At 67.2% G+C, this 24,995-nt stretch carries 19 protein-coding genes; all 19 read right to left on the bottom strand.

Annotation, left to right across the window (positions count from 1 at the left end):
- Positions 1–18: 18 nt before the first annotated feature.
- Positions 19–789 (bottom strand): hypothetical protein, encoded by a 771-nt coding sequence (locus DEA8626_RS14970; RefSeq protein WP_108854019.1) that lies wholly within the window; start codon positions 787–789, stop codon positions 19–21.
- The gene (locus tag DEA8626_RS21090) at positions 782–4,597 is read right to left on the bottom strand and encodes a phage tail protein (RefSeq protein ID WP_181366457.1); all 3,816 of its coding nucleotides are present in this window, start codon (positions 4,595–4,597) and stop codon (positions 782–784) included. Before DEA8626_RS21090 ends, DEA8626_RS14970 begins: the two co-directional genes overlap by 8 nt.
- 294 nt (positions 4,598–4,891) lie before the next feature.
- On the bottom strand, positions 4,892–6,061 hold the full coding sequence (locus tag DEA8626_RS14960; RefSeq protein ID WP_108854018.1) for a hypothetical protein: 1,170 nt from the start codon (positions 6,059–6,061) through the stop codon (positions 4,892–4,894).
- Between the two features lie 12 nt (positions 6,062–6,073).
- A complete protein-coding gene (locus tag DEA8626_RS14955; protein ID WP_108854017.1) occupies positions 6,074–7,753 on the bottom strand; it encodes a hypothetical protein in 1,680 nt (559 codons plus the stop codon).
- Between the two features lie 22 nt (positions 7,754–7,775).
- Positions 7,776–9,896, bottom strand: coding sequence for a hypothetical protein (locus tag DEA8626_RS14950; protein ID WP_108854016.1), 2,121 nt, complete (start codon positions 9,894–9,896; stop codon positions 7,776–7,778).
- Entirely contained in the window at positions 9,893–11,782 is a 1,890-nt protein-coding gene (locus DEA8626_RS14945; RefSeq protein ID WP_108854015.1) for a baseplate J/gp47 family protein, read from the bottom strand. Before DEA8626_RS14945 ends, DEA8626_RS14950 begins: the two co-directional genes overlap by 4 nt.
- On the bottom strand, positions 11,782–16,821 hold the full coding sequence (locus DEA8626_RS14940; RefSeq protein WP_108854014.1) for a baseplate J/gp47 family protein: 5,040 nt from the start codon (positions 16,819–16,821) through the stop codon (positions 11,782–11,784). The genes DEA8626_RS14945 and DEA8626_RS14940 overlap by 1 nt, the downstream gene beginning before the upstream one ends.
- The gene (locus tag DEA8626_RS14935; protein ID WP_108854013.1) at positions 16,821–17,249 is read right to left on the bottom strand and encodes a GPW/gp25 family protein; all 429 of its coding nucleotides are present in this window, start codon (positions 17,247–17,249) and stop codon (positions 16,821–16,823) included. Before DEA8626_RS14935 ends, DEA8626_RS14940 begins: the two co-directional genes overlap by 1 nt.
- Positions 17,246–17,521: a PAAR domain-containing protein gene (locus DEA8626_RS14930; RefSeq protein ID WP_219929202.1), complete on the bottom strand. Its 276-nt coding sequence runs from the start codon at positions 17,519–17,521 to the stop codon at positions 17,246–17,248. The genes DEA8626_RS14935 and DEA8626_RS14930 overlap by 4 nt, the downstream gene beginning before the upstream one ends.
- A gap of 20 nt (positions 17,522–17,541) precedes the next feature.
- Entirely contained in the window at positions 17,542–18,183 is a 642-nt protein-coding gene (locus tag DEA8626_RS14925; protein ID WP_108854011.1) for a phage baseplate assembly protein V, read from the bottom strand.
- Positions 18,180–19,289: a phage late control D family protein gene (locus DEA8626_RS14920; RefSeq protein ID WP_108854010.1), complete on the bottom strand. Its 1,110-nt coding sequence runs from the start codon at positions 19,287–19,289 to the stop codon at positions 18,180–18,182. The genes DEA8626_RS14925 and DEA8626_RS14920 overlap by 4 nt, the downstream gene beginning before the upstream one ends.
- Positions 19,279–19,974 carry a CIS tube protein gene (locus DEA8626_RS14915; protein WP_108854009.1) on the bottom strand — a complete coding sequence of 232 codons (696 nt, stop codon included), beginning with the start codon at positions 19,972–19,974 and terminating at the stop codon, positions 19,279–19,281. Before DEA8626_RS14915 ends, DEA8626_RS14920 begins: the two co-directional genes overlap by 11 nt.
- Before the next feature lie 3 nt (positions 19,975–19,977).
- Positions 19,978–20,913 carry a hypothetical protein gene (locus DEA8626_RS14910; RefSeq protein WP_146188879.1) on the bottom strand — a complete coding sequence of 312 codons (936 nt, stop codon included), beginning with the start codon at positions 20,911–20,913 and terminating at the stop codon, positions 19,978–19,980.
- A gap of 101 nt (positions 20,914–21,014) precedes the next feature.
- Positions 21,015–21,437 carry a phage tail protein gene (locus tag DEA8626_RS14905; protein ID WP_108854007.1) on the bottom strand — a complete coding sequence of 141 codons (423 nt, stop codon included), beginning with the start codon at positions 21,435–21,437 and terminating at the stop codon, positions 21,015–21,017.
- Between the two features lie 2 nt (positions 21,438–21,439).
- On the bottom strand, positions 21,440–21,631 hold the full coding sequence (locus DEA8626_RS14900; RefSeq protein WP_108854006.1) for a DUF6760 family protein: 192 nt from the start codon (positions 21,629–21,631) through the stop codon (positions 21,440–21,442).
- The gene (locus DEA8626_RS14895) at positions 21,628–21,987 is read right to left on the bottom strand and encodes a hypothetical protein (RefSeq protein WP_108854005.1); all 360 of its coding nucleotides are present in this window, start codon (positions 21,985–21,987) and stop codon (positions 21,628–21,630) included. The genes DEA8626_RS14900 and DEA8626_RS14895 overlap by 4 nt, the downstream gene beginning before the upstream one ends.
- A 15-nt stretch (positions 21,988–22,002) precedes the next feature.
- Entirely contained in the window at positions 22,003–22,443 is a 441-nt protein-coding gene (locus DEA8626_RS14890) for a phage tail protein (RefSeq protein WP_108854004.1), read from the bottom strand.
- A 34-nt stretch (positions 22,444–22,477) separates the two neighbouring features.
- Positions 22,478–24,064 (bottom strand): phage tail sheath family protein, encoded by a 1,587-nt coding sequence (locus DEA8626_RS14885; protein WP_108854003.1) that lies wholly within the window; start codon positions 24,062–24,064, stop codon positions 22,478–22,480.
- 14 nt (positions 24,065–24,078) lie between these two features.
- A complete protein-coding gene (locus DEA8626_RS14880; RefSeq protein ID WP_108854002.1) occupies positions 24,079–24,975 on the bottom strand; it encodes a hypothetical protein in 897 nt (298 codons plus the stop codon).
- Positions 24,976–24,995 lie beyond the last annotated feature (20 nt).

Raw genomic sequence — 24,995 nt, 5'->3', positions numbered from 1 at the left:
GCCCGCCTCCGATGTCCATCAGCGGAAGATGCAACGAAGCCGATATCCTGGCCCCTCCGAGGTCACTTCTGCCACGGTGCCGTCGCCTGTCTTACCGTCTGCGATCCCCTCCAGAATCGCGTTGATCACAGGCAACCACCGCGAGCTCCAGCCCTGGTCGACCGGCCCATTGCGCAGGACGAGTCTTGGCACCGCCGACAGCCCATAGGCGCGATGCAACTGGAGCCGGGCATACTCCGGGGACTCCATCAAGATCAGGTCCACGTCGCCCTCAAGGTCGCTGCCGGTTCCAATAATGGAAATCATCAGGACCGGCACGTCGTCCATCCGCGCGGCAGCGGTCACTCCGACCTTGATCGGCCGTTCCGAAACGTCTCCAGTGACTTCACCCTGCACGATCGAACCGTTGTCCATCCTGTGCCAAACCGGCGAGTTTCTGGCCTTTGCCAGGGCCTTGAAGAACTTTCGTCTGACCCGCCTCTCGCGAGGATCGGGGATGCCCTCTATCGGCTTGAGTCGAAGCGCCAGATCCGCAGCGAGCTGGGCTTCCTCGTCAGTTAGGTTTCGCGGAGCGAGCCCAAGCGTGGCGCCGGCTTCCGCAAGTGCCGGCTCGCAATGCAGCGTTCTGTTCGGAAGCGCCTCGACAACTTCAGCAATGCCTTGCCGGTCAGTCTCGGCAAACGAAATGGACTCGCGGGAAATGTCTGGCGTCAGCGGAAGATAGAAACTCTTCGTGTTTCCATTTTCGTCTCGCGCAGGTCCGATGCGAATGATCAGATCGTTATCCATAACTTCCACCCGTTGCGTAATCGATGATGACTTCTACGAAACCGTCTTTCAACTCTTCCTCGGTTTCGATGCCGCGGAACCTTTCGGATTGGATTAGGGCCTCGGCCTGCGCAACGTTCATTCTGCGGAAATGCTCGATGGCCCGTAAAAGGGCCTCTTTCCGCTCCTGACCAGCCGGGCTGGTCGGATTCACAGAGATCCTGTCGCGCGGTGGCACTTCCATCGCGGCATCTTCGCCCATCCTAAACGCCTGAGCTCCGCCCTGTTCGCCTGCTTCGGGTTGTTCGCTGGCAATCGGAGCAAGCGCGCTCGGTGTCACCGGAGCGTCGGGCCGACGGCTTGCTCTTTCATGCATTATGAACTCCCCCGCCGCCGACGATGCGATGGCGGATCGACCCCTCGTCCTTTCGGCGACAAGCCGGATCGTCTCGAGAACGCGCAGCTGTTGTTCGATCTCGGCCCCGTGCGCCGTGCCGTGATAGGGAGCGGGAAGACGATAATTTCTGCGCCAGAACTGGTAAGCCTGTGACAGCGCACCGCGCGTCATTCCCAGATGGGTGGCAGCGCTTGCAATGGCGGTCTCGACTTCCGTGTAGGCCGGCGGAGCGGAACCTGCCCCGTGAACCGGAACGTTCGGCCTTTCCGGACCGAACCTGCCCGCACTGATGGTTACGCCACCGACGCCCTCGGGCCCGACATCAACCGGACGCCGGCTTGCGGTAATCCCTTCCGAGCCGGACGCTTCGATCTGGTCGGACATCGTGTTGCCGAGGGCCAGCATGTCCTGCCGCGAAGGCGTGTGAATCCGGCTCACGTCTTCCCCTTCCGGCACGTGGATAATCCGTTGCATCTCCTCGGTGCGCCCGGCCAACGCCTGCCGCAAGCCGTAGTCGTCCATCACCTCGTCCACAGCGTTCAACTTGGCCTTCACAACCTGATCTGAGGTGAAGGTGCCCTCGTCCTCCCCTGCCGGGACCTCTCCGGTCGGGTTGGCGCTCCATTCGTACTTGATACGGCCCCCGGCGGACTCGACTTCGATGGACTTGAACACGGGATAGTCGCGCCGCACCCCGGCCGCGACCGCTTCGGCTTCCTCCTGGGAGATTTCCCCCTGATCGAGAGCCGCCTCGTTCCGCTCGCGGAGGGCGAGCAGTCCGGCGTCGATCTGGGCCTGAACTTCTGGATCCGCCGCCTCTTCTTCCTGCGGTTCCTCCTCGCGCCCTGCGCCGAAGAGCCCCTTGATCCCCCGCGCCAGTGCCACGCCCTTGTTGATGATCCAGTCGATCGCCATGTTAACCGGGCGCTGGACCGCTTCCATGAACTGCCGGATCTTGTCCGAGATGCCGCCGAGGCCGAGGAGCGAGGCGAGGAAACCGATCACCACCGGCAGGATGCGGTTCAGGGCGCCTTCCACCGCGGTGGCCATCGCGCCGATGTTGCCCGCCACGATCACGGCGAGCGAGTTGATGATCGCGTTCACCGCCGCGATGATCTGCTGGCCGCGTTCAATGAAGAAGACCACGATGTCGTAGATCATCATGCAGGCCTTCACGAAGGCGCCGGCGGGGTTCAGAAGGCCGATTAGCCACTTGATGCCCGCCTCGACGATCTTGGTGATGACCCAGCTTCGGATCTCGGCGAGGATGGTTTCCTTGATGTCGCCGAGCTTCTCCAGAAGCATCTGCCACAACCCGGCCGGACCCTCGGTGAAGAGGACTCGGATGATCTCGACGCCGGTCTCGATCTTGGCGACCATGTCCTCGCCAAGGATGCGGACGGCGCGGGCGCGCACGTTTTCCTTTGTCAGGCCAAGCACTTGCAGGACGACGCTGAGGAACCCTTTCAGGTCCCAGGTCTCGGGCAGCTGAAGCCCAGCGCCCTCGAGCGCGCCGAAAAGCCATCCCATGAGGGCCTGCTTGAGGTTCTCGACGATGTTGCCCATGAACTTGTCGAGCCCGGCCTTGATGCCGGCGATCAGGTTCGTCAGGAACTGGATCGGATCCTCGATGATCGCGGTCACGACCGACGCCGCGCGGGCGAGGATGCCGAGCAGCATGTTCTTGAATTCGAGGACCTTCTGGACCACGCCGACCGTCGCGTCGTAGACGCGTTCCCACAGGCTGCGGTTGGCGAGCCGAAGCTCCTCCTCGCGGGCGTTGCGGCGCTGGATGCCCTCGCGGTACATGTCGACCATGTTCGAGATTATCGCGTCGCGGCTGCTGCTGATCTCCCCTTCCAGCGCCTCGAAATCCTCGGTGATGGACTGGCTGGCCTCGCCGGCGAAATCGCGTTCGTTCTCGGGCAAGGTTTCGTTGATGTAGGTGTCGATCTCGTCCCGGCCTGCCTGGACACGGGCGCGGGCGCGGGCCAGTTCGGCCTCGACGAAGGTCGCTACCTCGTCGATGGCGCGGTCGATCCGCGCCTTGAAGGCGAGCCGACCCGCGGCAAGCGCTCGTTTGAACCGGGCATCGCCGCCGCCCGTGAAGAACTCGCCGAAGCGGGTCAGAAGCCCGCCGCGGACGTCGTCGAAGGCGTCGTTGTAGTCCGCCAGCGCCTCGTCGATCGCGGTCTGGAATTTCTCGCCGACCTTTTCGGTCATCTTGGTCAGGATGTCCGTCACGTCCGTGCGGGTCCGCTGTCCGATGCCCTCGATCGTCGCGGTGATCTCCGCCTTGCGGGCCGCCGTCAGGCCCGAGGTCTGGGCTTGCTGCCCGGCGACCTCGTTGAGCTGCGTCGCCCGCGTCGCGTGGAAATCGGTCAGGCCCGAGGCGATCACGCCGGCGGCGCGGCCATGGGTTGCGGCCCGGTCGGCCGCCTCGGCTTCGCGAAGCTGGGCCGGTCCTTCCTCGTTGTGCCGCTCCGCCTCGCCGCGCGCGCCGAGCGTCGCGGTGAACTGCGGGTCGTTGCCGCGTTCCAGCATCGTGTCGGTGATGTTGTTCTCGGCCGCCAGCGCATCGGTCTCGGCGCGATTTCGGGACATGTCTACAGCCTGGGGCGTCGATGGCGGCGGCACGACAGGTCCGGCCGAGACCGCGGCGGGTGCATCGCCGACGGCTTCGGGCTCGAGCGGCACGGCTTCTCCCTCCGGCGTCGGGGCGGGCTGGTTCGCTTCTTCGACGGCGGCGGGTAGACCCCCGGTGGCCTCGGCCGTGTGCCCGCCGAGCGAGCCCTGGATCTCGCGCGCCGCGTCCTCACCGCCCTCGTCCATCAGCCGCTTGGCGTCGTCCTCGCTCTCGGGCGGCGGCATCGCGTTGTCGATAGCCTCGCGAAGCTGCTGGCGGAAGGTCTGGCGGTCGACCTCGCCGGTTTCCGCCTCGTCGGCTTGCGCCGCCCCGAGGGCCGCCGCCGAGCGCCGTCCGGTGACCTCAGGCGCGTCGGAGGAGGCCATTGCCGCACCGGTCGCGGCGCTTTCAGGCTGGTGCGCGGCCGAGGCGGCGGCGCGGCTCGACACGGCGCGCGCCGCGGGCGCCACGGCCTGCGCGGGGCTCGGTTCGGCGGGTTCCTCGGGCGCTTCGGCCGGGGGCTCGGCTTCGGTTGCCTCCCCCGGCGCGGCGGTCTCGCGCGATGGCGCGGCCGCGCCGCCCTCGGTGTCCAGCGCGACGGCCTCCACGGCGGCGGACGCGGCCTCCCCTTCAACCGGGCCGGACGGGGTTTCGGACGACTGCGGGGCCGCCTCCGCCTCTTCCGTCGCGGTCCCGGTCGACTGGGCCAGATCGGCAATGCCTTCGACCACGGCGCCGGTGATCGCCGTCGCCGCCCGGGCCGCGGTCTGGCCCTCGATCGCGTGCTCGGCCGGCCGAGCGGGCACGGCCGTTCGCGCCGACATGGCGGGCGTGACGGCTGGCGGAGCATTCGCGCGATTTGCCGGCATTGACGGGGCTGTCGACCGGGTCAGCGAAGCGCCCGGAGGACGCCGCAGAGCCGAGCCCATCTGTCCCGGCCCCTCGCCCGGCGCGCGCCGCTCGGGGAGGCGCATCCGCGAGGCAAGCCCGGCCGACGCGCGGTTGGCGCGGGGGGCGGACGGGCGCCGGGAGCGGGGCGATCGCGCCATGACCTCTCCTTGGACGCAGGGGGCCCGGCGCGCGCCGCGCCGGGCGCGGGCTCAGTTGTCCTTCACCACGCCGGCGAGGATGTTCAGGACCTCGCGGCTGGTCTTCTGCGACCGCAGCCCAAGCATGTTCATCGCCAGAGTGGGCTGTTCCTTGAACATCTTTTCCAGTTGTTCGGTCGCCCCGAGACGCATCATGCCCTTCGCAAGCTTCATCTGGGTCGTGTCCAGATTCAGCTTGGCTTCCTTGACCTTCGCCTCGATCTTCTTTTCGAGTTCGGCGACGCTCTGCGCCGTCTGTGCCTGCTGCGCTTTTTGCGCGCCGGGGTCCTCGATGAGGTATTCGCGGCACCTGCACTCGATCGGCTTGATCATGCGGCGGTGCCGGTAGGGCGCCCGGGGATAGGGCCCGAAGCCTCCGCCATCGAGCGGCGGGCGGAAATTCCCGACGATGACGCCGGTTTCACAGACCTCGACGCAGCCCAGCAGCACCCAGCCCTCGCCGCAGCAATCGCAGGGGTCGCACTGGACCAGGCAGTCGCAGGGATGCATGGGCTTCCCATAGTCCCCCGAGCTGCCCGGCTGCCCCTGCCCGCCGGCAGTTCCGCCGCCGCCACAGCCGCAACCGCAGCCGCCTCCCCCGCCCGCGTCCTTATCCGGCCAATTGTAGCAAGTGTGGTCGGGAAGGCCCTTCGGCGAGAACGCCTTGATCTCGACGTGGTCGCGGCTGCGGGCGCAGTTGACCTCGGACCCGCTGTCGCAGCAATCGCCGCGCGGCGCCTCGTCGGCCCTTGTGCGTCGTGCGGCGATGCAGACCCAGGCGGTCTTGTCGTCGCCGTCGTCGCACTTGCACCCGCACTTGTCGGGCGAGACATCGACGACCGCCGGTTCGCAGATCTCGATCGGCAGACCGTGGCAGTCGATGGCGGTGCCCCGCCCGACCTGCACCTTGAACCCCTGGTAGGCTTTCTTGCCGTCCGTCTGGTTCGTGCTGGCCGGCTTCTTGCAGGGATCGCAATCGACGATCCTGCCGCAGATCTCGGGGGCCGGGTCGAACGGAAAACCGCACACTATGCCGCATCCATAGACGGCGCGGTTCACCGCCTGCATCAGCTGCACCGGGTAATGCATCGCCGCGGTGAGGTCGGTGTCGTTGACGATCATCCCGTAGTTGAAATTGACCGCGGTGCTTCGCATCGGAACGATTGTGCTGGGCTTATTCATGGAAAACACTCCTTATCGCGAAGAGGAGAAGCCGGCGGTGCGGCCCTCGTCCTGATTTGAGGATTTGACGCGGCCCCGGTCGCCGTAGCTGGCGACGGGCCGCTCGTCGTCGTCATCATCGCCGACACCTTCTGCCGGCCATTCAGGGCCGACGCGGAACGTGCTGATCCAGTTACCTCCCGGGCGGGCCTGCCCGGTCTTCCGGCCGCAATGATCGCGGCAGTCCAGTTCCACGGGCTGCGCATCCATCATGCAGCCGCACTTGTCGCGGATGGCCTGGCCACGCAGCGTGATCTCGACCCGCACCAACTGGCCGGCCGCCGCGCAGTTCCGGATGTCGCCGATGATGTATTCGAGCCAGCCTTCGCTGATGCAGAGGTGGAACCCGGTCGCGCAGTCCGGATCGCGACGGTCGAGGTCGGGCTTGATCAGAAGCGGGACGCGGTACTCCTTCCAGTTCACCACCACGGCCTGCCCGTGCGAGTTCGTACGGTTCTCGCGGAGATAGACTTCCATGATGACGCTCAGCGGGTGAAGCGTCTCCTTGTCCACCGGACGGTCGAACGCGACGTGGAACCCCTCGTCCATGCCGGGATTGTCCGTGCACTTCTCGTCGTGATCGAAGTTGCAGGCCTTCACCCGGTCGGCGAACTCCTCGAGCGACATTCGGGTGTCCCACTCCCCGAGCGCGCTGCGCTGCCAGCTGTAGGATTTGACCTTGGGCAGGTAGACGTCGGTGTCGTTGATCAGTTCGTAGAGCAGCGGCGCACGGTAGGCGACCGGCCGCATGTCGCAGGTCGTGGGCTTGCGGCAATCGGGCGGCCCGTCGTCGTCGCAATCGTCCTTCTCGCGTCCGCTGCCGCCCTTGTCGGGCCGCTCGCCGGCGAGTCCCGGGGGGACATGTGTGGCGACATTCTGGGCCTCGGGGCGTTTGCCGTACTCATCCCCGTCGCTTTCATCGCCCTCAGCCGGACAGACGCAGAAGCCGTATTCCGGCTTGCACCCCTTCTCGTCCTTGTTGGTCTGGCAGATCGCTAGGCACGCCAGCGGTATCCCGGCATCCGGGTCGTAGCGAAGCCCGTCGCAGCCGACGGGGGTCAGTTCGGGCGGCTTCCTGCACGCCTCCTTCAGGTCGAGCGCCTCGTACTCGCCGTTCGAGATCATGCCGGTACGTTCGCAGACGAACGTCCGGCGGGGATCGCAGCTTGGCGGCGGCAGATTGCCGGGACAGTTGTCGGTCTTCTCGCAGCCCTTTCTAAGCGTGAAGACGACGCAGCGGTGCCGCCAGCCGATGGTGTCCTCGCAGGGGTCCCAGGCCTCGCGATCCGACCGTTCGGCATAGTGGACACGCAGCGTGTAGCAGCCTTCCGCCTTGAAGTGGCTCTCGACGAGCTGGTCGATGCCCAGGTGCCTGTCGGGCGTATAGAGCGTGCGCCCCCATCTATCGAGCGCGAGCCCGCACCCGACATGGATACAGCCCTTTTTTGTGACCTCGACCTCGCCGGTCTCACGTGTCCGGATGTCGAAGCCGTGGACCACCCCGGTGCCGTGAAGCGCGAGGTTCAGCAGCCGCTCCCGCAGGTCGGTATCCAACTGTTCGCTCGCCAGCTGCTCCGCCGTCAGGCGCCCCCCTGCCCGATAGACCGGCAGTCGCGACCAGCATCCGTTGGTGTCACTTTCATGCTTCGACATTTTGGGTCTCCCCGGTTGTTCGTCACTCGAGGACGAGATTTCCATTCAGATTTGCCTGGTCCAGCCGCGCCGGTTCGTCGGGCCGCGCCGACCGCGTGCCGGCATCCGGAAGCGTCCACGCGCCCAGCGCGCGGCTGTCGTCCGGGCCGAGCGTGATCTCGCCAACCGCGGGGCCGAGGCCCAGTCCCGGCCGGGGGTCGTGGGCGGTGAAGTCGCAACGCACCCGGGTGTTGGCCGGGGCGAAGTTGCGCGCGATGGCCGCGGTGAAGGGCGAAAGCTCCTCCTTCAGTTTGGCCGAGCCGAAGAGGCGCACCGTGATCGTCGCGCTGCACAAGGTGCCCGAGACGACGCCGCAATCCCGGCCCAGCCGTCCCGTGCCGAGCGGCGCGGTGCAGCCGAGCGTCCAGGGGTGCCGCCGTACCTTCGGAAGCCGCGTGTCGCGACCGAGCCGGCCGCCCGCGGGATCGTCCGCCGCGGGCAGAAGCCAGTCGGCCGGACCCTCCGCGCCGTCCTCGATGGCGAAGGCACCGGGCGCGAGGCTTTCCATCACCCGTTCCAGACCGGCGCGCGTGCCGCGCATCTGCATGGCGCCCGGAAGGTCGGCGAGCAGGGCGCGGCGCTTTTCGAAGGGAAGACGAGACAGATCGCCATGCCCCAGCCAATGCAGCAGGAACCGGCTCCAGAGCGGATCGGCAGTTGCGGGGTCCACGCGGTCGGTGGCGGCCGTGATCTTGTCGTCGATGTCGTCCACCACCGCCTGGAACCCGGCCAGCGCACGGCGCATCTGGCGTTCGGACCGGGCGCCGTCGCGGTAGATCGCGGGCAGATGCTCGATCAGCGAGCGATCGGGATAGAGAACCCGCAGCGCCCCAAGGCTGGCGGGACCGGCGCAGGCCGGGACCTCGACGGTGACCCTCAGAAGCAGGAACTCTGCACCGATCTCTCCAAGATAGTGGCGGCAGACCGAGGAACCGCCCCGGCCGTAATGCCGGCTGATCGGCGTGGCGTCCCAGCCTGCATCCTCGAAGACCTTGAGCTCCGTGGACATGACATCCTGGCGGGTCGCCCTGGCGTGCGGCGCGCCGGTGAAGCCGCATGCGGCGATGGTGATTTCGGCTCCCTCCGGAGCTACGACGGTCAGATCGGCCCGCTGCCAGCCCGACCGCTCGCCAAGCGGCGAGCGCAGCACGGGCGACAACCAGGCCACGCGCCGGGCAGACGACGCCTCGTGGCTGTCGCAAATGCGCCAGAGACCGGTTTCGGTTGACGCGACGAGGCAGTCACCGTCCGATTGCAGGTCCGTGATGTGCCCGATCTTACAGGCCCCCTCGTTCCAGAGCGGCTTGAGCACCGGTCCCACATGCCCGGGCCCCGCTTCGAAGATCCCGCCGTCCTCGGCGTCCTTCAGCGCGACCGCGCCGCCGTCCCTCAAGGCGACCGGCCCCTCGGGGTCAGGTTTCGGTTTGGCTTCTTTCTCGTGCGGGACGAAGGCCCTCTTGGCGAGATCCACCACGATGAGCGTCCACCCCTCATCGTCACCGGGATCGATGCGGACCAGCCTCAGACGCCCGTCCGTGGCCGACTTCCCGACGAGGATCCTGCCCTTCGCGGGAAGCTCGACGGTCTCCGGATGCGACACGCCATCCGAGCGCAAGCGCCTCAGCCGCCGCTCTTCGTCGCGGCGCTCGACGATCAGAAGCCCGTCGCAGGTGTCGGCGGCGATGCCCTCCGGTTGCCAGCCGTCCTGCGCGAAAACGCCCAGCCGCTGACCGGTCGCCGTGTCGATGCGGACGATCTGCCCCTCCGCCAGCACCCAGCCGAACCGCTGCCCCCAGATGAGGCGGGTAGCGGAACCGGCAAGCCCGGGCGGGATCCGGGCCAGCCGGATCGCGCGCCCGTCGTCGTCGACGAACACGCCGCCATCGCGCCGGAGCCAGATCAGGCGCCCGGCGGGATCGCGCGCCAGAAGCGCGCGCGCGTCGGCGTCGGTCGTGCCGGGCAGCCGCTCAGCGACCGGCGCCCCCGGCACATCCAGCCTTGCGACGCCCCCGGCCTCCTCACGCAGAACCAGGCCGACCCCGGCCCCCGCGCCCCATTGCGCGGCCGTCTCGAACCGATAGACGCGATCGCGCGGGTGGGTCATGCGGTGCCCTCCCGAACCGGGACGATCTCCAGCGACCGCAGGCGCGGCAGGTCCCTCGGTCCAAGGCGAATCACGTCGCCATCCTTCGTCACGACACCGCCTGGACCGGACACTTCGGCGGAGCGGAAATGACGCACGTCCTCCACGAGACCGGCCAGGGCGCGAAGATCGCCGATGGTGATGTCCCGCCCCACCGGCCACGGTGCGACTTCGTTTCCGCGCGCGATATCGCTGAAACGGGCATTGAATAGCGCCGTCAGACGGGCCTTCAACTCCTTCAAGTCCGACGAGGATGCACAGACGGCTTCGAGCCGGATGTCGATGTCGCGATAGATCGGCGGTGTGACGAAGATCCGCTCTCCCAGCAACCTGGCGGGGTCCAGCGTGCGCGCCACCGCGTCGATCACGTCGGCGCGCGGCGTACCCGGCACTGTGCCCTCGGCCCTGTCGGGGATGATGATGATTGTCCAGGCGCCCTTTGCGGCGGCTCCGGGCCGGTACCGGGGGATCACCTCGAAGCGGGCCAGACCAAGCCCAGCGGCGCCGATCAGGGCGCGCAGCGTCGCTTCATCCATGGCCGCCATGCGTGTCGCCGCTGCCGACCGGGCGCGCGCGATCAGGGCGTCGAGGCAATCCGCATCCCGCCCACCGGTCCCGGCTTCCAGGTTTTCGCCAATGAGGCGTCCTGAGACCATCCAGCGCAGGCCCCGCGCCACGTTCCCCGCGCCGCCGCTCGTGCGGATCAGCGGCTTGTGGCGAAGCTGTTCGCCGATTGCCAGGACCCGGCCGTTCAAATCATTTCCAAGGCGGATCGTCCCGGCCTCGGCATCGGCCACGGCATGACGATCCTCGGGGCCAGAGGCGGCGAAGCCGTCCACCAGCGACCAGGCCTCGGGGCTTTCCAGCGCGATCCGGCCCTCGCCTCCCGCGATGTCCGCGGTCGGGAATTCGAGAACCTGGTCCGGCAACCCGGTGCCGAACCCGATGGCTTCCTCGACGTCGCGCCACCCTTCCGCGAGCGTCACCACATCGAAGCCGATACGCCTCAGCACCACGCTGCCGGGGCGGAAGCTTTCGGTCAGCCGAAGGCGGAACCATTTCGACTCGCCGGTCTTCGCCGGTTGGAACCGGATCACGCCCGAGCGGGTCAGGCCGAAACTGCGATCCGTGACCTCGTGCGCGATCCAGCCGTCGTTGGAGACGCGCCGTTCCTCGACGATGACCGGGTCCCAGTCCGGCCGTCCGGGAGACAGGGCGAAGTAGTCCTCGCCGGACCCGTTCGGGACCGGCGCGTCGCTGCGCTCCGCCGCCCGCGCCCCTTCGACGATGACCCCAAGAGCGACGGGCCGCTCTCCGGCGGCGATTGGGTGCTTCAACTCCAACTCCAGGGCCAGCGGCCCGCCCCCGTCCGCCGGTGGCAGGCGCAGCGCGTTCCGCCCCTCGGTCAGCCCCTTGCCGAGCGGCTTGCGGCCCTTGTCGGTGACCAGCCAGATCTCTTCGATTTTCGCGCCGGTCAGCCGGACATCCTCGGCCACCATGAACCGCCCGTCGGGCAGGTCATCGCTGCGAGCCACCTGCCCGGCCTCGAACTCGCGCAGCGGCAGCCCCTCGACTGTCGGCCAGACGTCGAAAACCGCCTGCCGCGCGGGCCGGGGCGCGATCCCCATCAGCCGGGTGAAGGCGCGCTTCAGGCTCGGGCCGACATGGCCGATCCGGTAGATCTGCTGGTCGACCAGCCAGGCCAGAAGGTCGATGATCGTGATCCCGGGATCGTGAAGGTTGAAATCGGTCCATTCCGGCGCGATTTCGGGGATGAGGCTGCGGGCCTCCTCGACCAGAGCCTCGAAATCCGTGTCGTCGAGTTCGGGGATCAGGGTGTTCCGCATCAGGCGTCCTCCTCCCCTTCGCGGACCTGGATTTTCAGGTCGTCGGCGGTTTCGGTCATCACGACGTGGTGCGCGCCGATCGCCGACGCGGGCGCTCCGCCATCGAGCGAGACCTCGATCCCGGTCACCGCGTCCAGTCCGTCGATGCCGCGGAGTGCCCGGTCGATATCGATGGGCCAGACCGGACGGCCTATGGGCCAGCCCGCGCCGCCCGGCCCCCCGCGCGCCGGGTCGAAAAACGCCTTCAGCCGGTTGCGCGCCTCGGTGTCGACCGCGCCACCCTTCCCGGCCGCGACGCGCAGCGAGACCTCGACCTTGTGACGCGCGAAGAGGACGGACTGCACATCCAGGCATTCGGGGCCGTAGGCGGCGCTCATGCGGGACGCCAGCGCCACGGCCAGCGCTTCGCGCCGCGCCTTCGAATAGGTGCGGGCGCGTACCTTGCCTTTCGCCAGGACGTCGACGCGGATCGGGCCGCCCTCGGTCTCGGAGTGCTCGGCCTTGACCTGGGTGATGTCGGTGTCGAAGTCGCGCGCGATGGCTTCCAGGTCCGACAGGCTCACCGCACGATTCTGATGCCTCAGCGCAGCCGGCATCCGCGCCAGCCGCTCGGCTGCGTCGGGCGGCGTCGTGCCGCCGGCCACGGCCTCTCCGGTGAACGCCAGTTCAAAACCTGCCGGCGGCGCCAGCGGCTTGAGCTTCGTCGCGGGCAAGGCCGACGCCGGTTCCCCCCCGACCTGATAGGAAAAGGCGCGGATGTTGTCGCGGCCGGCGGGCGGAATACGCCCGCTCTCTCCCGTTCCGAAGGTGATCGTGCCGTCCGGGGTCAGCAGGTAGGCCCGCCTAGGGCCGATACCGTCGAGGCTGGGCACCTGGTGCCAAAGCACCCACTGCCCGGGCACGTTCGGAACGTCGTCCCGAACCGGGTCCGGCCGGCCCGGCTGCATGCCCTCGCGCAGCTCCTTCACCTCCTCGGAACTGAGGCTCTCGCGGACCCTCAGCTCCAGGGTATTTTCCAGGACGGGCGATTTCAGCAGCTTGACCTGCATCGACTGCTCGCCCAGCGAGGTGCCGACAATCTCTTGCCTGACCGTCTTGGCCTGAACGATGCGAACGCCATTGAGCCAGAGACCATGCACCTGCGGGCGCCAGCCCGACCGGCCGACGATCCGCAGCCAGAACAGGCTCTTGCCGAAGAGGTTCGTGCGCACCTGTTTCTCGGCGACGGTGAAGTGCAAGAGACCCGATTGCAGGAAACCGCCGGTGGGATCGCGGTCCGCAAGGGGCGCGGGTGTCCAGCCAAGGTCGGCCCCCAGCGTTTCCAGCGTGATCTCGACAAGCTCTTCCCGGTCTTCCGCCCGTGCGAACAGGGTCGAGAGCCCGAGGCTCAGCGGTTCCGAAAGACCGAGAAACAGCGTCGGTCGGTTGTTCGGGTTGCCCAGCGGCGGCAGATGCGCGCCCTGGAACACCGGATAGGTCACATCCTTCAACTTGTTGGCCGAGGTCTGGTCCAGGTTGCGCAGGTTGTTCCTCGCCACGATCCGGCCGGGCTCCTTCGCGGGCATGTTCGCGAACGAGGCGGTCAGCTGTGCGATCTCGGGCGGGCGCATGTGGCCGGTCAGGACGCTGATCGTCTGGGTCGAGGTCGGCTGCGGGGGTGGCGGGTCCACCGTGACCTGGTATTTCGGTCGGCCGTAGTCGCCGCCGACAAGGCGCGCGCGGATCCAGAGATCGTCCTGGCCGCCGATATTGACCTTCGACAGGTCCGACGGGATCGTGAAGTTGATCTTGCCCGAACGCGCCAGGTCCCGCGTCTCGTCGTCGAACCCCTTGTCCAGTCGTTTCCACCCCTTCCCGTCGAAATACTCCCACGAGAGCTCCGGCGCCTGGTAGTTGCGGTCGAGCGGTTCGAGCACCAAGGACTGCGCCGCCTTGCCCACGGGCACGATCTTCGTGTTGGTGTCGGGCGGGGCGTCCCCGGGGGCCCACTCGGCGAGTTCGAAAACGAGCTCGCTTGTCGGCAGCTCCAGGAACGTCGTCGGCAGCGTGATCGGCGCGGCCGCCCCGGGGAGCAGCATTGAGGCGGGCCTCTTGCTGGTGCCGATGCCCGAGAAGACCGCCTGCGTGCCGATCTGAGAAAAGCTCGGCGCGTCCTTTCGGGCGAGCCATTCGTCCGCCGTCGCCGTGGGGGCAACCTTGCGAGTCTTCACGTCGACCGCCCCGGCGAGGCGCGCGGACAGGTCGGCATCTTCCACCACTGTGAAAGAATCGTTCCCGCCCTGGACCGCGGCGACCATGTAGCGGTGAAAATCGCCACCCGTTTTCGCGACGAATACGAATTCGCCAGCCGCAGGCAGGTCACCCGAAAACAGCTTCACCCGCTTGGTCGCATCGTCGAAGGTGCTGTCCAGCTCGTCGTCCAGCAGCCACAGCGTGATGTCCTCGTTGCCGTCCACCGGTGTCGCCTGACCGAGCAGTACGCGCGCACCGTCGGCGTCGGGCAGAGTGACACGGTCGGCCTGAGAAACGATCCCGCCGCTATGCTCGAAGAAGAGGTTTGGACGGTCGGCGTCGGTCACGTCCGCCTTCAGCCAGGTGAAGAACTCGGTCCAGGCCGAGGGATTGAAGGACAGGAAGGCAAGGCTCTGCGTAGCGCCCGCCGTGACCAGCTGGGCCGAACGGTCCGATGTCCCCGCCAGTCCGGCGGTTATCGTTCCGACCTTGCCGATATCGTGGCGGATCGGGCGATCCAGCGCCTCGATGTTCCACTCCAGCAGGATGCTCGTTCCGGCCTGATCGTAGACCGCGACGATCGAAGGTTGCTCGTACTGAAAGCTCGTGGTCGCGCGTTGCGGCGCGATACCCGCGATCAGACCGAACCGTTTGGGCGTGCCGAGGTTGGGGTCGGGGATAGGCGTCAGGTTGCCGTCCTCGAAGTACTGCAGCTGCCCGTTCTGATCCTGACCCACCACACTTCGGTGCTGAACCAGTCCGTCCCGCCAGACGGCGCCCGCGGGAAGTGTTTCGTCGGCGATCTCGATGCCCGTGGCTTCTGTGGTGACAGCTCCGAGGGAGTCGATGCCGAAAACCCAGACCTTCTTGTCCTCGTCGGTGACCAGAAACTCGCCCGCTCCGTTCTGGAAGCTGTTCCCGACCGGTGCAAGCCGCGCCATTGCGTCCAGCGTCACCCCCGGCAACGGCACGGGCTCCCAGCTCGCTCCGACCGATGGCGTCCCGTCCGCGTCCAGGCGAAATCGCTGGACGCCCATGTCGCTTGCCCAGAGCACCTGCGCGGCCGAGGGGTTCACCCCGCTGGCGGCCATCGGCACCAGCACGATGGCCTTGCTCATCGCCTCGGGGCTGAGGCCTTCCAGATGCTTCGGCACCTCTTCCCACGTCCCGGCGCCGCCATTGCCCTCGCCGTCGGCAAGGAGGCTCGGGTCGACCTTCACCGGTATCGCGTGAAGCACGGTCGCGCCTTCGGTTCCGGACACGGCAAGCACGAGGTCGGTGTCGGCGTTCAGCGTCGCCGCCTTGACTCCGAACTCAGGCGAAAGCTTCGGCGCGTCTTCCTGGTCCGGCGCGGAGGCCGTGACCTCGAGCCAGTACTGCGGCGATACGGCGCGGTCGATGACCTGTAGCCGCCCGTTCTTGCCGATCCCGAAGACATGGGGCCGCGTTTCCCCTTTCCGGGCCAGGACAGCCGCGAGCGCCTCCAGCGTCGCGTCCTGCAAGTCGAACTTCAGCGTCGCGGTCGCCCCCGCCTTGGTGAACACTTCGGGCGCGGCCAGCGCGAAGACGTCGAAGCGCTGCGGCTCGGCCCCGAACGGCAGGAAGGCCGAACTGATCGGCAGTGGCGTAGCGTTGTGCACGGCCTGCGAGATGGTGTCGGCGGGCGGCTCGTCCTCACCCTCCAGCATCGCGACCTCGAGCAGGACCCCATCGACCCTCAATTCCTGCGCCCCGTCGCCCTCGGGCGGCACCGGACCGAGCCGGCGCATCCTGAGCCAGCGGTTTTTTATGTCCTTGGCGATCTCGAGCTCCAGGACCGGACCGTCCCAAGCTTTGAGGTAGGTCACCTTGTCGCCGTCGCGGCCCACTTCCGGCAGCGCGTGCCAGGCCGGGTCCTCCTGGTCCGCACGCTGCCCCCAGATCTCAACCGCCATCGGGGTGGCGCCGAACGCATCCACCGCCGGCGCGCCGTCGCCCTGCCGTCCCGTGATGGTCAGCGTCATCTCGGCCGGAGGGGAGACGTCGAGCGCAGCGGCGTCGCCGATATAGAACGCATGTTCCTGTTCGTCCGGCATCGCGAAGGCATCGAGCCAGGTCATACGCTGCAACGTGCCGATACCCGGCTTCAGGCCCGTGCCGCCGACCGGAGCGGTCAGCGTCACGAGCCCGTCCTCGGACACGCTCTCGATCACGCGGATGCGCACGTCGCCGTCGGCGTCGATCCGAAGCAGGTTTCCCGCCTCCAGCCCGGTCGCGAAACTGAGCCTAAGCACGCGGTCGCCTGCCCCGACCGCGCTGTCGAGAATGTATTCCAGCGCGTCGCCGACCTCGGGTTCGAGCGACACGACCGTCGCAGGCGCGGATCCGATCCGGTCCGATGCGGGATCCACGGTGAAGACGGCTTCGATCCGGGCGTTCTGGATCGTCAGGACGTCCGTGGTTTCGAACCGGACCGCACTGTCGGGCGTGTCCAGATCGAAGCCGGATCGGGCCGGCAGCGTCTCGGGCCCCTCGCGGTCCTTCGCAAGCGCCACCACCGCGTGCCCCTCGGCCGACCGGGGCTGCGGGGCAGGCACGTTCAGCATGTCGAGGAAGGCAAGCCCGTCCCGCTCGGGCGTCTTGTCGAGCCGCCGCGTGCTCTGCTCCAAGAGACGCGCAGCGATTTGTACCAGCGCACGGTCAGCGCCGCTTTCCTCGGCCACGGCGCGCCAGCCGGGCGCGAGCTCCGCGATGTCCCGCAACAGGTCTTCGCGCAGCAGGCGTCCGCGGCGCGGATCGATCGGGGGATATTCCGGCACGCCGCTCATCACCTCTCCGGAATGAAGAATGGAAAGACCGCGTTGCCCGGCTGGTTCGTCGTCCGCAGCCGGTAGTTCACATCGATCTTGAGCTCGCCGTTCAGCGCGTTGCCGACGTCGACCTTGACGCCCAGGACGTCGATCCGCGCTTCGAAGCGGCGGAGCGCATCCGTCACGGTTTCCTTGATGTCCGCGACAAGCTGCGCATCGACCGGATCGAAGACCAGTTCGTGGATGCCACAGCCGAAGTCGGGCCGCATCACCCGCTCGCCCTTGGCCGTCAGCACGATGATCATGATCGCCTGCCGCACGTCCACCTCGCCCTCGACCAAGTCGAACCGGCCCCAGCGCGGATCGAGCTGGGGTGGAAAGGCGAAGCCGCGCCCGAGGAACCGGGGCGGATCGCCGAGTGTGAGAGAGGACGCGCGCCGGGTCATCCGATTAGCACCGTCATTTCGCCCTTGGCGATGGCGTTGGGGGGACCCGCCTCGAGCACCTGGTCGCCCTGCCGCACCGCGAAGGACCCCATGATCTTGACGCTGGTCGAGCCCACCGCGACCGTGCCGCCGACATGTGGCACCACGCCGTTGACCAGCGGGCAGGTATGGAAGTCGACGCCGACCCGCCAGGCCGGCTGCCCGCCGATCAGCACGGTGACCGCCCCCGGGCCCGGAGCCAGCGGCGTGCCGTGGCTTGTCTGATCGCCCATTCTCGCTGCCGGCTGTCCCATCAGTTGATCTCCACCAATGCGCCCGAGACCTTGCAGTTCGCCGAGCCGGAGACTTCGGCCTGCTGCGCGTCGATCTTCACCGTGGGCGCGGTAAGGGTGATGGATTGGCTGGCCTCGATCGTGATCGCGCCGCCGGCCTCGATCTTGACCTTGTTGCCGTTCGCATCCTCCAGAAGCGCGAAGTCCTGCGTCAGGTGGAACCGGGGGCCATCGGCGAGCAGCAGTTCGATCTCGTGGGCGTCGCCGTCGTCGAAGCGCAACTCGTGCTTCTTGCGCGTGCGGAAGATCTTGCGGTCGTTGCCCTCGCCCTCGCCGTTCGTGTCGGGAGGCGCCTTCTGCCCGTTCCAGACCCCGCCGAGGATCACCGGATGCGTCGGGTCCTCGGCGATGAAACCAACGAGCACCTCGTCGCCCACGTCCGGCAGGGTGTAGAACCCGATGTCGCCCCCCGCCATCGGCGCTGCGACTCGCGCCCAGAAACTCTCCTGCCCTTCGGAATGCAGCTCCAGCTTGACCCGAACACGCCCGAGCCCCTCGGGGTCGCCGTCGTTGGTCGTCACGACACCGAAGGCCAGGCCTCTCGGGAAGCCATCGGAAGCGCGTTCCGCTTCGGAAGGACGCATGGCACCGAGCATGTTCATATGTTCGTCTCCTGCACGCTGACGGTTGACTTGAAGCCGCTGCCCGAGATGTCGTGGACGACGCCCGAGACCCAGTAGGTTTTCGAGAAACCGCGGCCAAGCCCCTCGAATTCAACGTTTATGTCCGGTTTGAGCTCGGGCAGCCCGATGCACTCGGCGGTGCCGGTGACGAAGTCCTGCGCCCGTTCCTCGAGGATCGCGGCGGCGCGGGCGTCGGCCTCCTCCTGCGTGTGAACCGCGGCGCGGATACGCAGGACCGGTTCTGACGACAGGGCCGTCGCGATGCGGTCGACGCCGCTTTCCGCGCCCTGGTCCAGACCGCCTTCCTGGCCGCGCTGGGCGCGTCCCACGATGGGCGCGCCATCGGTGGCCGAGGTGCCCACCACCTCGACCACGGCGACCTGCTTGGCGAGGTTGGCCTCGGGCGAGAACGTGGTCAGCCCGCCGCCCCAGGGAAGCACGATTTCGGCCGAGTCCTGGTTCTGGCGCGGCGCGAACCGGAACGTCTCGCCATTCATGTAGAAGACCGAACTCGTGCGCTCGGCCATCTTCTCGAGGAACGCGAAGTCCGTTTCCTCGTTCTGGTCGATGCGCGCGATCTCGGTCTCGCTCGAGACGATATCCGCGTCGAGCCCGCGGATATCCGCGATCTCCTCCACCGCATCGGTTTCCGGGACGCCCTCCCAGTTTCGTGTGTATTTCCCTATGGTGAGTGGGTAAAGCGCATCATAACCGGCGACCTCGAGCTCAGGAGTTCCGCCCGCGCCGAAGGTCGTGTTCAACTCGGTGACGATGCCCTTCAGAATCGTGTCCAGCCGCGCCAGTTCGCCGTATCCCAGCTTCACCTCGACCTCTGCCCCGAAGGCGAAGAGCTCCAGCAGGTCGACGCGCGAGTCGTTCTCGCCGGCGACGAACTCGCGATGCTCCCAGTTGAACGCGTTTGCGACGGTGATCGAGAACCGGCCGGCCGCGTTCACCTTCAGGTCGACCTTCACCGCCGAAACGGTCAGGAAATGGTCGCGCACCAGATCCTCGCCGCCGACGGTGACGACGAAGGCGGGGGCGAAATAGTCGCCGTGGCGCTGTTCGAGCGTTTCAACGTCCATTGCGGCCCTCGCCCAGCTTGAAATCCTCCAGGGGCGGCGTGACCATCACGTCGCCCGGCACCAGCGCCCGCGGGTCCTCGACGTCGTTGTGCGCCGCGATCACCCGCCAGAACTTCGGGTCGCCGTATTCCGCCTGCGACAGAAGCCAGAGCGACTCGGGTGTCGGACGGTGCCCGTCGACCTTTCCCAGCACGCGGTGCTTGGTCTTGTCGGCCGAGTTCCTGCGCGGGTTCTCGAGTTGCTCGCGGATCGTCCGGTATTGCTTGAACGTGACGTTCAGCGTGGCACGCACCGGCGTTCCGTCACCGAGGAACATGGTGAAGCGCTGCGAGATCTTCTCGACGATGGCGCGGAAACTGAAGGCGCCCCACTTGAACTGGACGCGCGGCGGCGCATGCGTGTCACCATCGATCGTGAGCATCTTGATGAAGTTGGCGGTGATGTCCGCCACCGACTCCCCGCCCCCGTCCGTATAGGTGTCGAACAGGAGGTCCATGCTCAGGACCTCGGCCGAGCCGTTCACGAATTGCAGGATGGGGTTCGACAGGCCGGGAACCGGGGTTTCCTGGAAGCTGGCGCTGTACTCGACGGCGTATTCGGTCGGGTTGAACAGCACCTCGACCTTCTCGCCCTCGTTCCGCCCTTCGAGGATTTCGATATGGGCTTTGACAAGCTGCGTGGTCATCGCTCAGCGCCCCCGTCTTTCCTGTTCGATGCGGATCCGCTTCTCGAACCGCTTCCAGAGTTCGGCGTCGAGCCGCGCCATGTCGACTGCGGGCGCCTTGGGTGGCGGCGGCGGCACAGGCGGCGGCGCGGCCCGTTGGACCGGCGCAGGCCGCTCGGGCGGCTTGCGGAACGCGAGCGCTGTGGGCGCCTGCGCTCTCCGAGGCGCCACCGGCGCGGGCGCGGCTGGCCGCCGCGCGCTGTCTCCTCGCGGTTCCGCGAAACTGTCTGCGCGGCTGCTGTGGCGCTCCGGACGGTTGGGCGCCGCGGCGACCTCGGCCCGCACCTCCACCGCCCGGAAGTGCCGCCCGACCAACTCCAGCCGCGCGAACCCGGTGCGGGTCGGAGCGGACACATGGCTCCGGACCTCCGAGAACAGCCTCTCCTCGCGACCGGAACCGCGCGACGCACCGTCGGCTGCCGCGGCGCGGGCGGGCACCGACGCCAGGGTCTTGACGTTGGACAGGGTGTGCAAGACCGACGCCCTCCGCTCTATCCAGGCCGTGAAGGTCTGGCGGAGCGGGAACGGTACACCGGCCTGCGCGCCCCGTGACCCGAACCGCATGGCCGATCGACCGTCGCGCCCGTTCGCGCCGCGCCCCGGCATGCCGTCGCGGCCGGTCGAAGCGGTTCTCTGCACTCGGAAGCGTCGTTCGTGGAACCGCATCTCGAACAGGCGGCGCGACAGCGTTCTGTCCACGATCCGCGGCAGCTCCGTCTCGGCGCGCACCACGTCATTCGCCAAAGAAACGACTTGAGAAACCTGACGCGACCAATTGAAAAGCAGGGAAAATCGCAGGCTGAGCGTTAGGCTCACCCGGCTGGAATTCTCCACGTGGATCGCACGGTTCGGACGCTGCGGCGCGGCCGGCCCCGCCTCGCCGGGCTTGCGGAAGTACAAGTCCGCACCGCGCCTCGCCCGTTCCGGATTGGCCGCGGATCGCGCTGGAAACGGACGCCGCACGGCCATCGGGCGCCGGGGCCTTATGCCGACGCGCGCGATCATTGCTTCGTCAACCCGTGGTGGACGAGTTCGACCGTCTCGACCGCCACGGCATTCGCCGACGCGTCGAAGTCGCCGCCCGTCCACTTGACCGGGAAGGCCCCGTCGCAGACCCAGCGCCAGGCCTCGTCCCCGACCTGGTTGAGCAGGATGATCGAGATCGTCTTCCGCTCGATGTTCCCCGCGACCACGTCCTCGTGCCAGTCCCAGAACCACGGGTCCATCAGGCCGCGCTTGAGGGTCAGCGTCGACTGCGTCGTCTTCACCGCCAGCTGGTGCTCGAAGTCGTTCACGCCGCCCTCGCGGTAGGGTTCGACCTCGGTCACGCGCTCTATGCCCATGACCGACTGTACGCCGCCCCGGTCCAGGCCCTGGGCCTCGATCCGGAACCGGAAAGATCGGAATGGATCCGTGACTGCCATCGTCAGAACGCCTCGATCGGTCTCGCGCCGCCCTCACCCGCCTGGTCGAGCCGACGATTGATCGTCGAGATCTCGCCGCACCAGGTGCGCCGCGCTTGGTGGTCGAGGCCCATGAGCTCTGCGCTCGACCAATGAAAATGAAAAGCTATGAAGGCCATCTCCTCGTAGAGCTCATCGGGAGGAGAAAGCCTCATGCCTCCCCCATCACGCCGAACCCCTCCATCCGGCCGTTGACGGCGGGCTGAACGGCGGGCGCGTCGCCATCGCCGTTCAGTTCCTCGTAGAGCGACTGGAGGAAGTTGAGATCGGCGGCGAACAGGCCCTCGATCACCTTGGTGTTGATGTCCGGCGCGGATCCGAGGTGCGTGATTACCCGCGACAGGACGATGATTGCCAGGTAGGCCGGGTTGGCCTGAACGCGCGGGTCCTTGAGCGGCAGGATCTCGTCCGCCGCCGTCGCGAGCCGCATCACGCCTTCCTTGTGCAGGACGCCTTCGGCATCCATGTAGCCCTTGGGCAGCGTGAACGGGATTTCCGTCTGGAATGTCATGATGTCCTCCAAGGGTTACTGGATCCGCCGAATGCCTTCGTTGCAGAGTTCGAGCATGTCGATGGCCACCTCGTTGCCCTTGCCGTTCAGGTCGGTCGGATCGTATTTGCAGGGCCAGGCCTTGGTGATCTCGAATGCGGCCTTTTCCTCGCCCGCCTCGTTCTGGACGCGGATCACCACGTTACGGCGCGCGTCGTCCAGCGGCGTCGCGTCGTCCACCACCAGCTGGTGCCAGTCGGCCAGTTCCAGGCTGTCGGTGACGCCCCATTTCAAAGTGATGTTGGCGTACTTGTTCAGACCGTTCAGCTTGCGCACGGTCGTGATCTCGTCGCCCTCGCGGTACTCGATGGGCTCGGTCGACATGTCGCCGATCGCCACCTCGGCGAAGCCGGCCTGGTCGATCCCGTCGATTTCGAGGCGGTATCTGAAGTTTCTGAGTGGGTCTTGTCGTGCCATTGGCTATCCTCCTCGGATCAACTGCAATCCCGGGTCATGTTTTGGCTTCGATGGTCTTCTGGAAGATGCGAAAGATGACGAACTCGGCCGGGCGCACAGGCGCGATCCCGATCTCGACGATCAGCCGCCCGTTCAGGATGTCGTCCTCGGTCATCGTGTCGAACCCGACCGAGACTGAGAACGCCTCTTCTTCCTTGGTCCCGAACAGCGCCCCTTCACGCCATTGCGTGCGCAGGAAAAGCGTCACGCTCTGCTTCACGCGGGCCCAGAGCTTGGGGTCGTTCGGCTCGAACACGACCCACTGGGTCGAGTTGTAGATCGATGCCTCGAGGAAGATGAACAGCCGGCGGACGCTGACGTATTTCCACAAGGGATCCGCCGCCAGCGTGCGCGCACCCCACATCCGGATGCCGCGGCCCGGGAAGCGGCGGATGCAGTTCACCCCGCGCGGGTTCAGCACCTCCTGGCTGCCCGTGTTGATGTCGTATTCGAGGTCGATGGCCCCGGCGACCGGGACGTTGGCCGGCGCCTTCCAGACACCCCGCGTGTTGTCGGTCAGGGCATAGATCCCGCAGGCCGCCGCACCGGGGGGCACGAGCGTCTTCACGCCGGTGCGGGGATGCGGCGTGTGATACCACGGATAGTAGAACGCGCCGTACTGTGTCGCCCGCTGGTTTCGCGGCTCGATCGTGGAAATGTCGTTCTGCCCCCGCGAGCTGTCGAGAACCGCGAAACGGAACCGGTTGCGTTCGCAATGCGTGACGATCGCCTCCTGGATCGCGAACTGGCCCGCGTCCACGTTGCCGATGCCCGGCGCGTGGACGATGGCCACGTCGCGGTAGAAGTCGAGGTCGAGCGCCGCCAGCCCCCGGAAGTCGGTGGGATCCACGATCGGGTTGCCGGCTTCGTCCGTAAGCCCGTTGAAATGCGCAAGCGTCGCGTCCGCGCCGTCGGCGCCGCCTGCAAGCGGCGCGCTGACCACGGGGTCCGGCCCCGGCGGAACCGCCGTGCCCGGCGCGACCTCGAGCGTGATCAGCGCCGACGTCGTTTCGCCGATCATCTTCTCCCAGAAGACCGAACTTTCGGGATCGAGCGACAGATCGTCGTAATCCTCGACCAGAACCGGGCGCGGGAGCCGGTCGACATCGGCGAAGGGATCGAAGATGCCCCCCGGCACCTCGCGCCCGAAATAGGCAAGCTGCAGGCGGAACCCGATGGGCTCGGGCGCACTGCCGCCCGGAGGCACGGCGATCGTGGTCGCCGGCAGCACCCGTGCCCAGATGCGGTTCCCGGCCGCGCCGGGTCCGTTCGCGCGGATCGTGTAGCCGCTGTCGTCAAGCTCGGCGGTCGCCGCGCCGTCGCCGACGATGCGCGAGATATAGCAGCGCCGCCCGCCATTATCGAAGAACGCCTTGACGCCGAAGGGCAGATACTTGTCGTCGGCGAAGACGTCGCCGAACAGGCGCAGGAACTCGCCGTAGCCGGTGACCAGCCTGGGCCGCAGCGGCCCGCGCTCGCATTCGCCGAGAAACGCGACGGTGCTGGTCGCGACGCCTTCGATGGGTTTCGGGCCGCGTTCGATTTCCTCGATGAATACGCCCGGGGCTAGATACTCTGGCATCTATTCGTCCTCCGTTAACTGCTGGGATCGACGAGGCCGAGCTGCCATTCGGCCAGCGCCTCGCGGATGTTCTTGCCAAGGTTCTTGGTCAGGTCGTCGAGCGTCTTCTCGAGGGCCTTCAGCTCGTCTTCCTTCAATTTCAGGATCGCGCGCTTGTCGTTCAGGTCATCCCGCGCGGCCTGAAACGCATTCCAGGCGCCCTCGATGTCATGGTCTTCTGGCTTGATCAGCTTGGGCTCGACCATCCCCGAGAAGAAGTCCCCCGCGGGAAGCGGCGTCGGCGTCGTGTCCGCGCAAGGGTCGTGTTCCGGCTCTTGCTCCCCTTCGGACCGGCACCCCTCGGTCAGAAGCCAGAAGGCCGTCGCCTCGTGGCCGGTCTGCGAGAGCTTGGTGATCTCGTCCTTGGCGGCGCTCATCTTCTTGTGTCGGGCCGCGACCCCTGCGGCGAGTTTCTTGACGTGTTCCAACCTGGTCGATGCCGCGGCGAAGGTCTTCTCGGCCTTGGCGACCTCGGCGGCGGCGTCGCCTACTGCGCCGCGCTTCCAGACATTTTCTTCGGATGACTCCCTGGCATCGGGGACGAAGCCTTTCAGGCCGATCACCTCGGCTTTCTTCTCGTCGATCTCATCGACAAGGCCCTTGATGCTCTCCTTGACCTTCTCGACGCCCTCCGGTCGGAGTTCCCGCTTTAGATCGGGCAGGAGACCTGTCCGGAACGCCTCCAGTTCCGCCTGCGCGGCCTTCAGCGCCGGATAGGCGGCTTCGTACTCCTTCTTCGAGGTCGAAGCCGTTTCGACGAGCTTCGAAAGATCGGCGATGTTGTCCTTGAGGGAGGCGGCCTCGAAAGCGGCATCGTTCGCCTCCTTCTTCAACTTCTCCAGTTCGTCCCTCAGGTTGTCTTCTACGCTCATGTCGTCGTCTCCCTGCGTTG

Origin of the sequence: Defluviimonas aquaemixtae (assembly GCF_900302475.1) — a bacterium.
Lineage (GTDB): Bacteria > Pseudomonadota > Alphaproteobacteria > Rhodobacterales > Rhodobacteraceae > Albidovulum > Albidovulum aquaemixtae.
The sequence above is the reverse complement of the archived record's forward strand: the minus strand, read 5'-3'. Positions and strand labels throughout refer to the sequence as shown.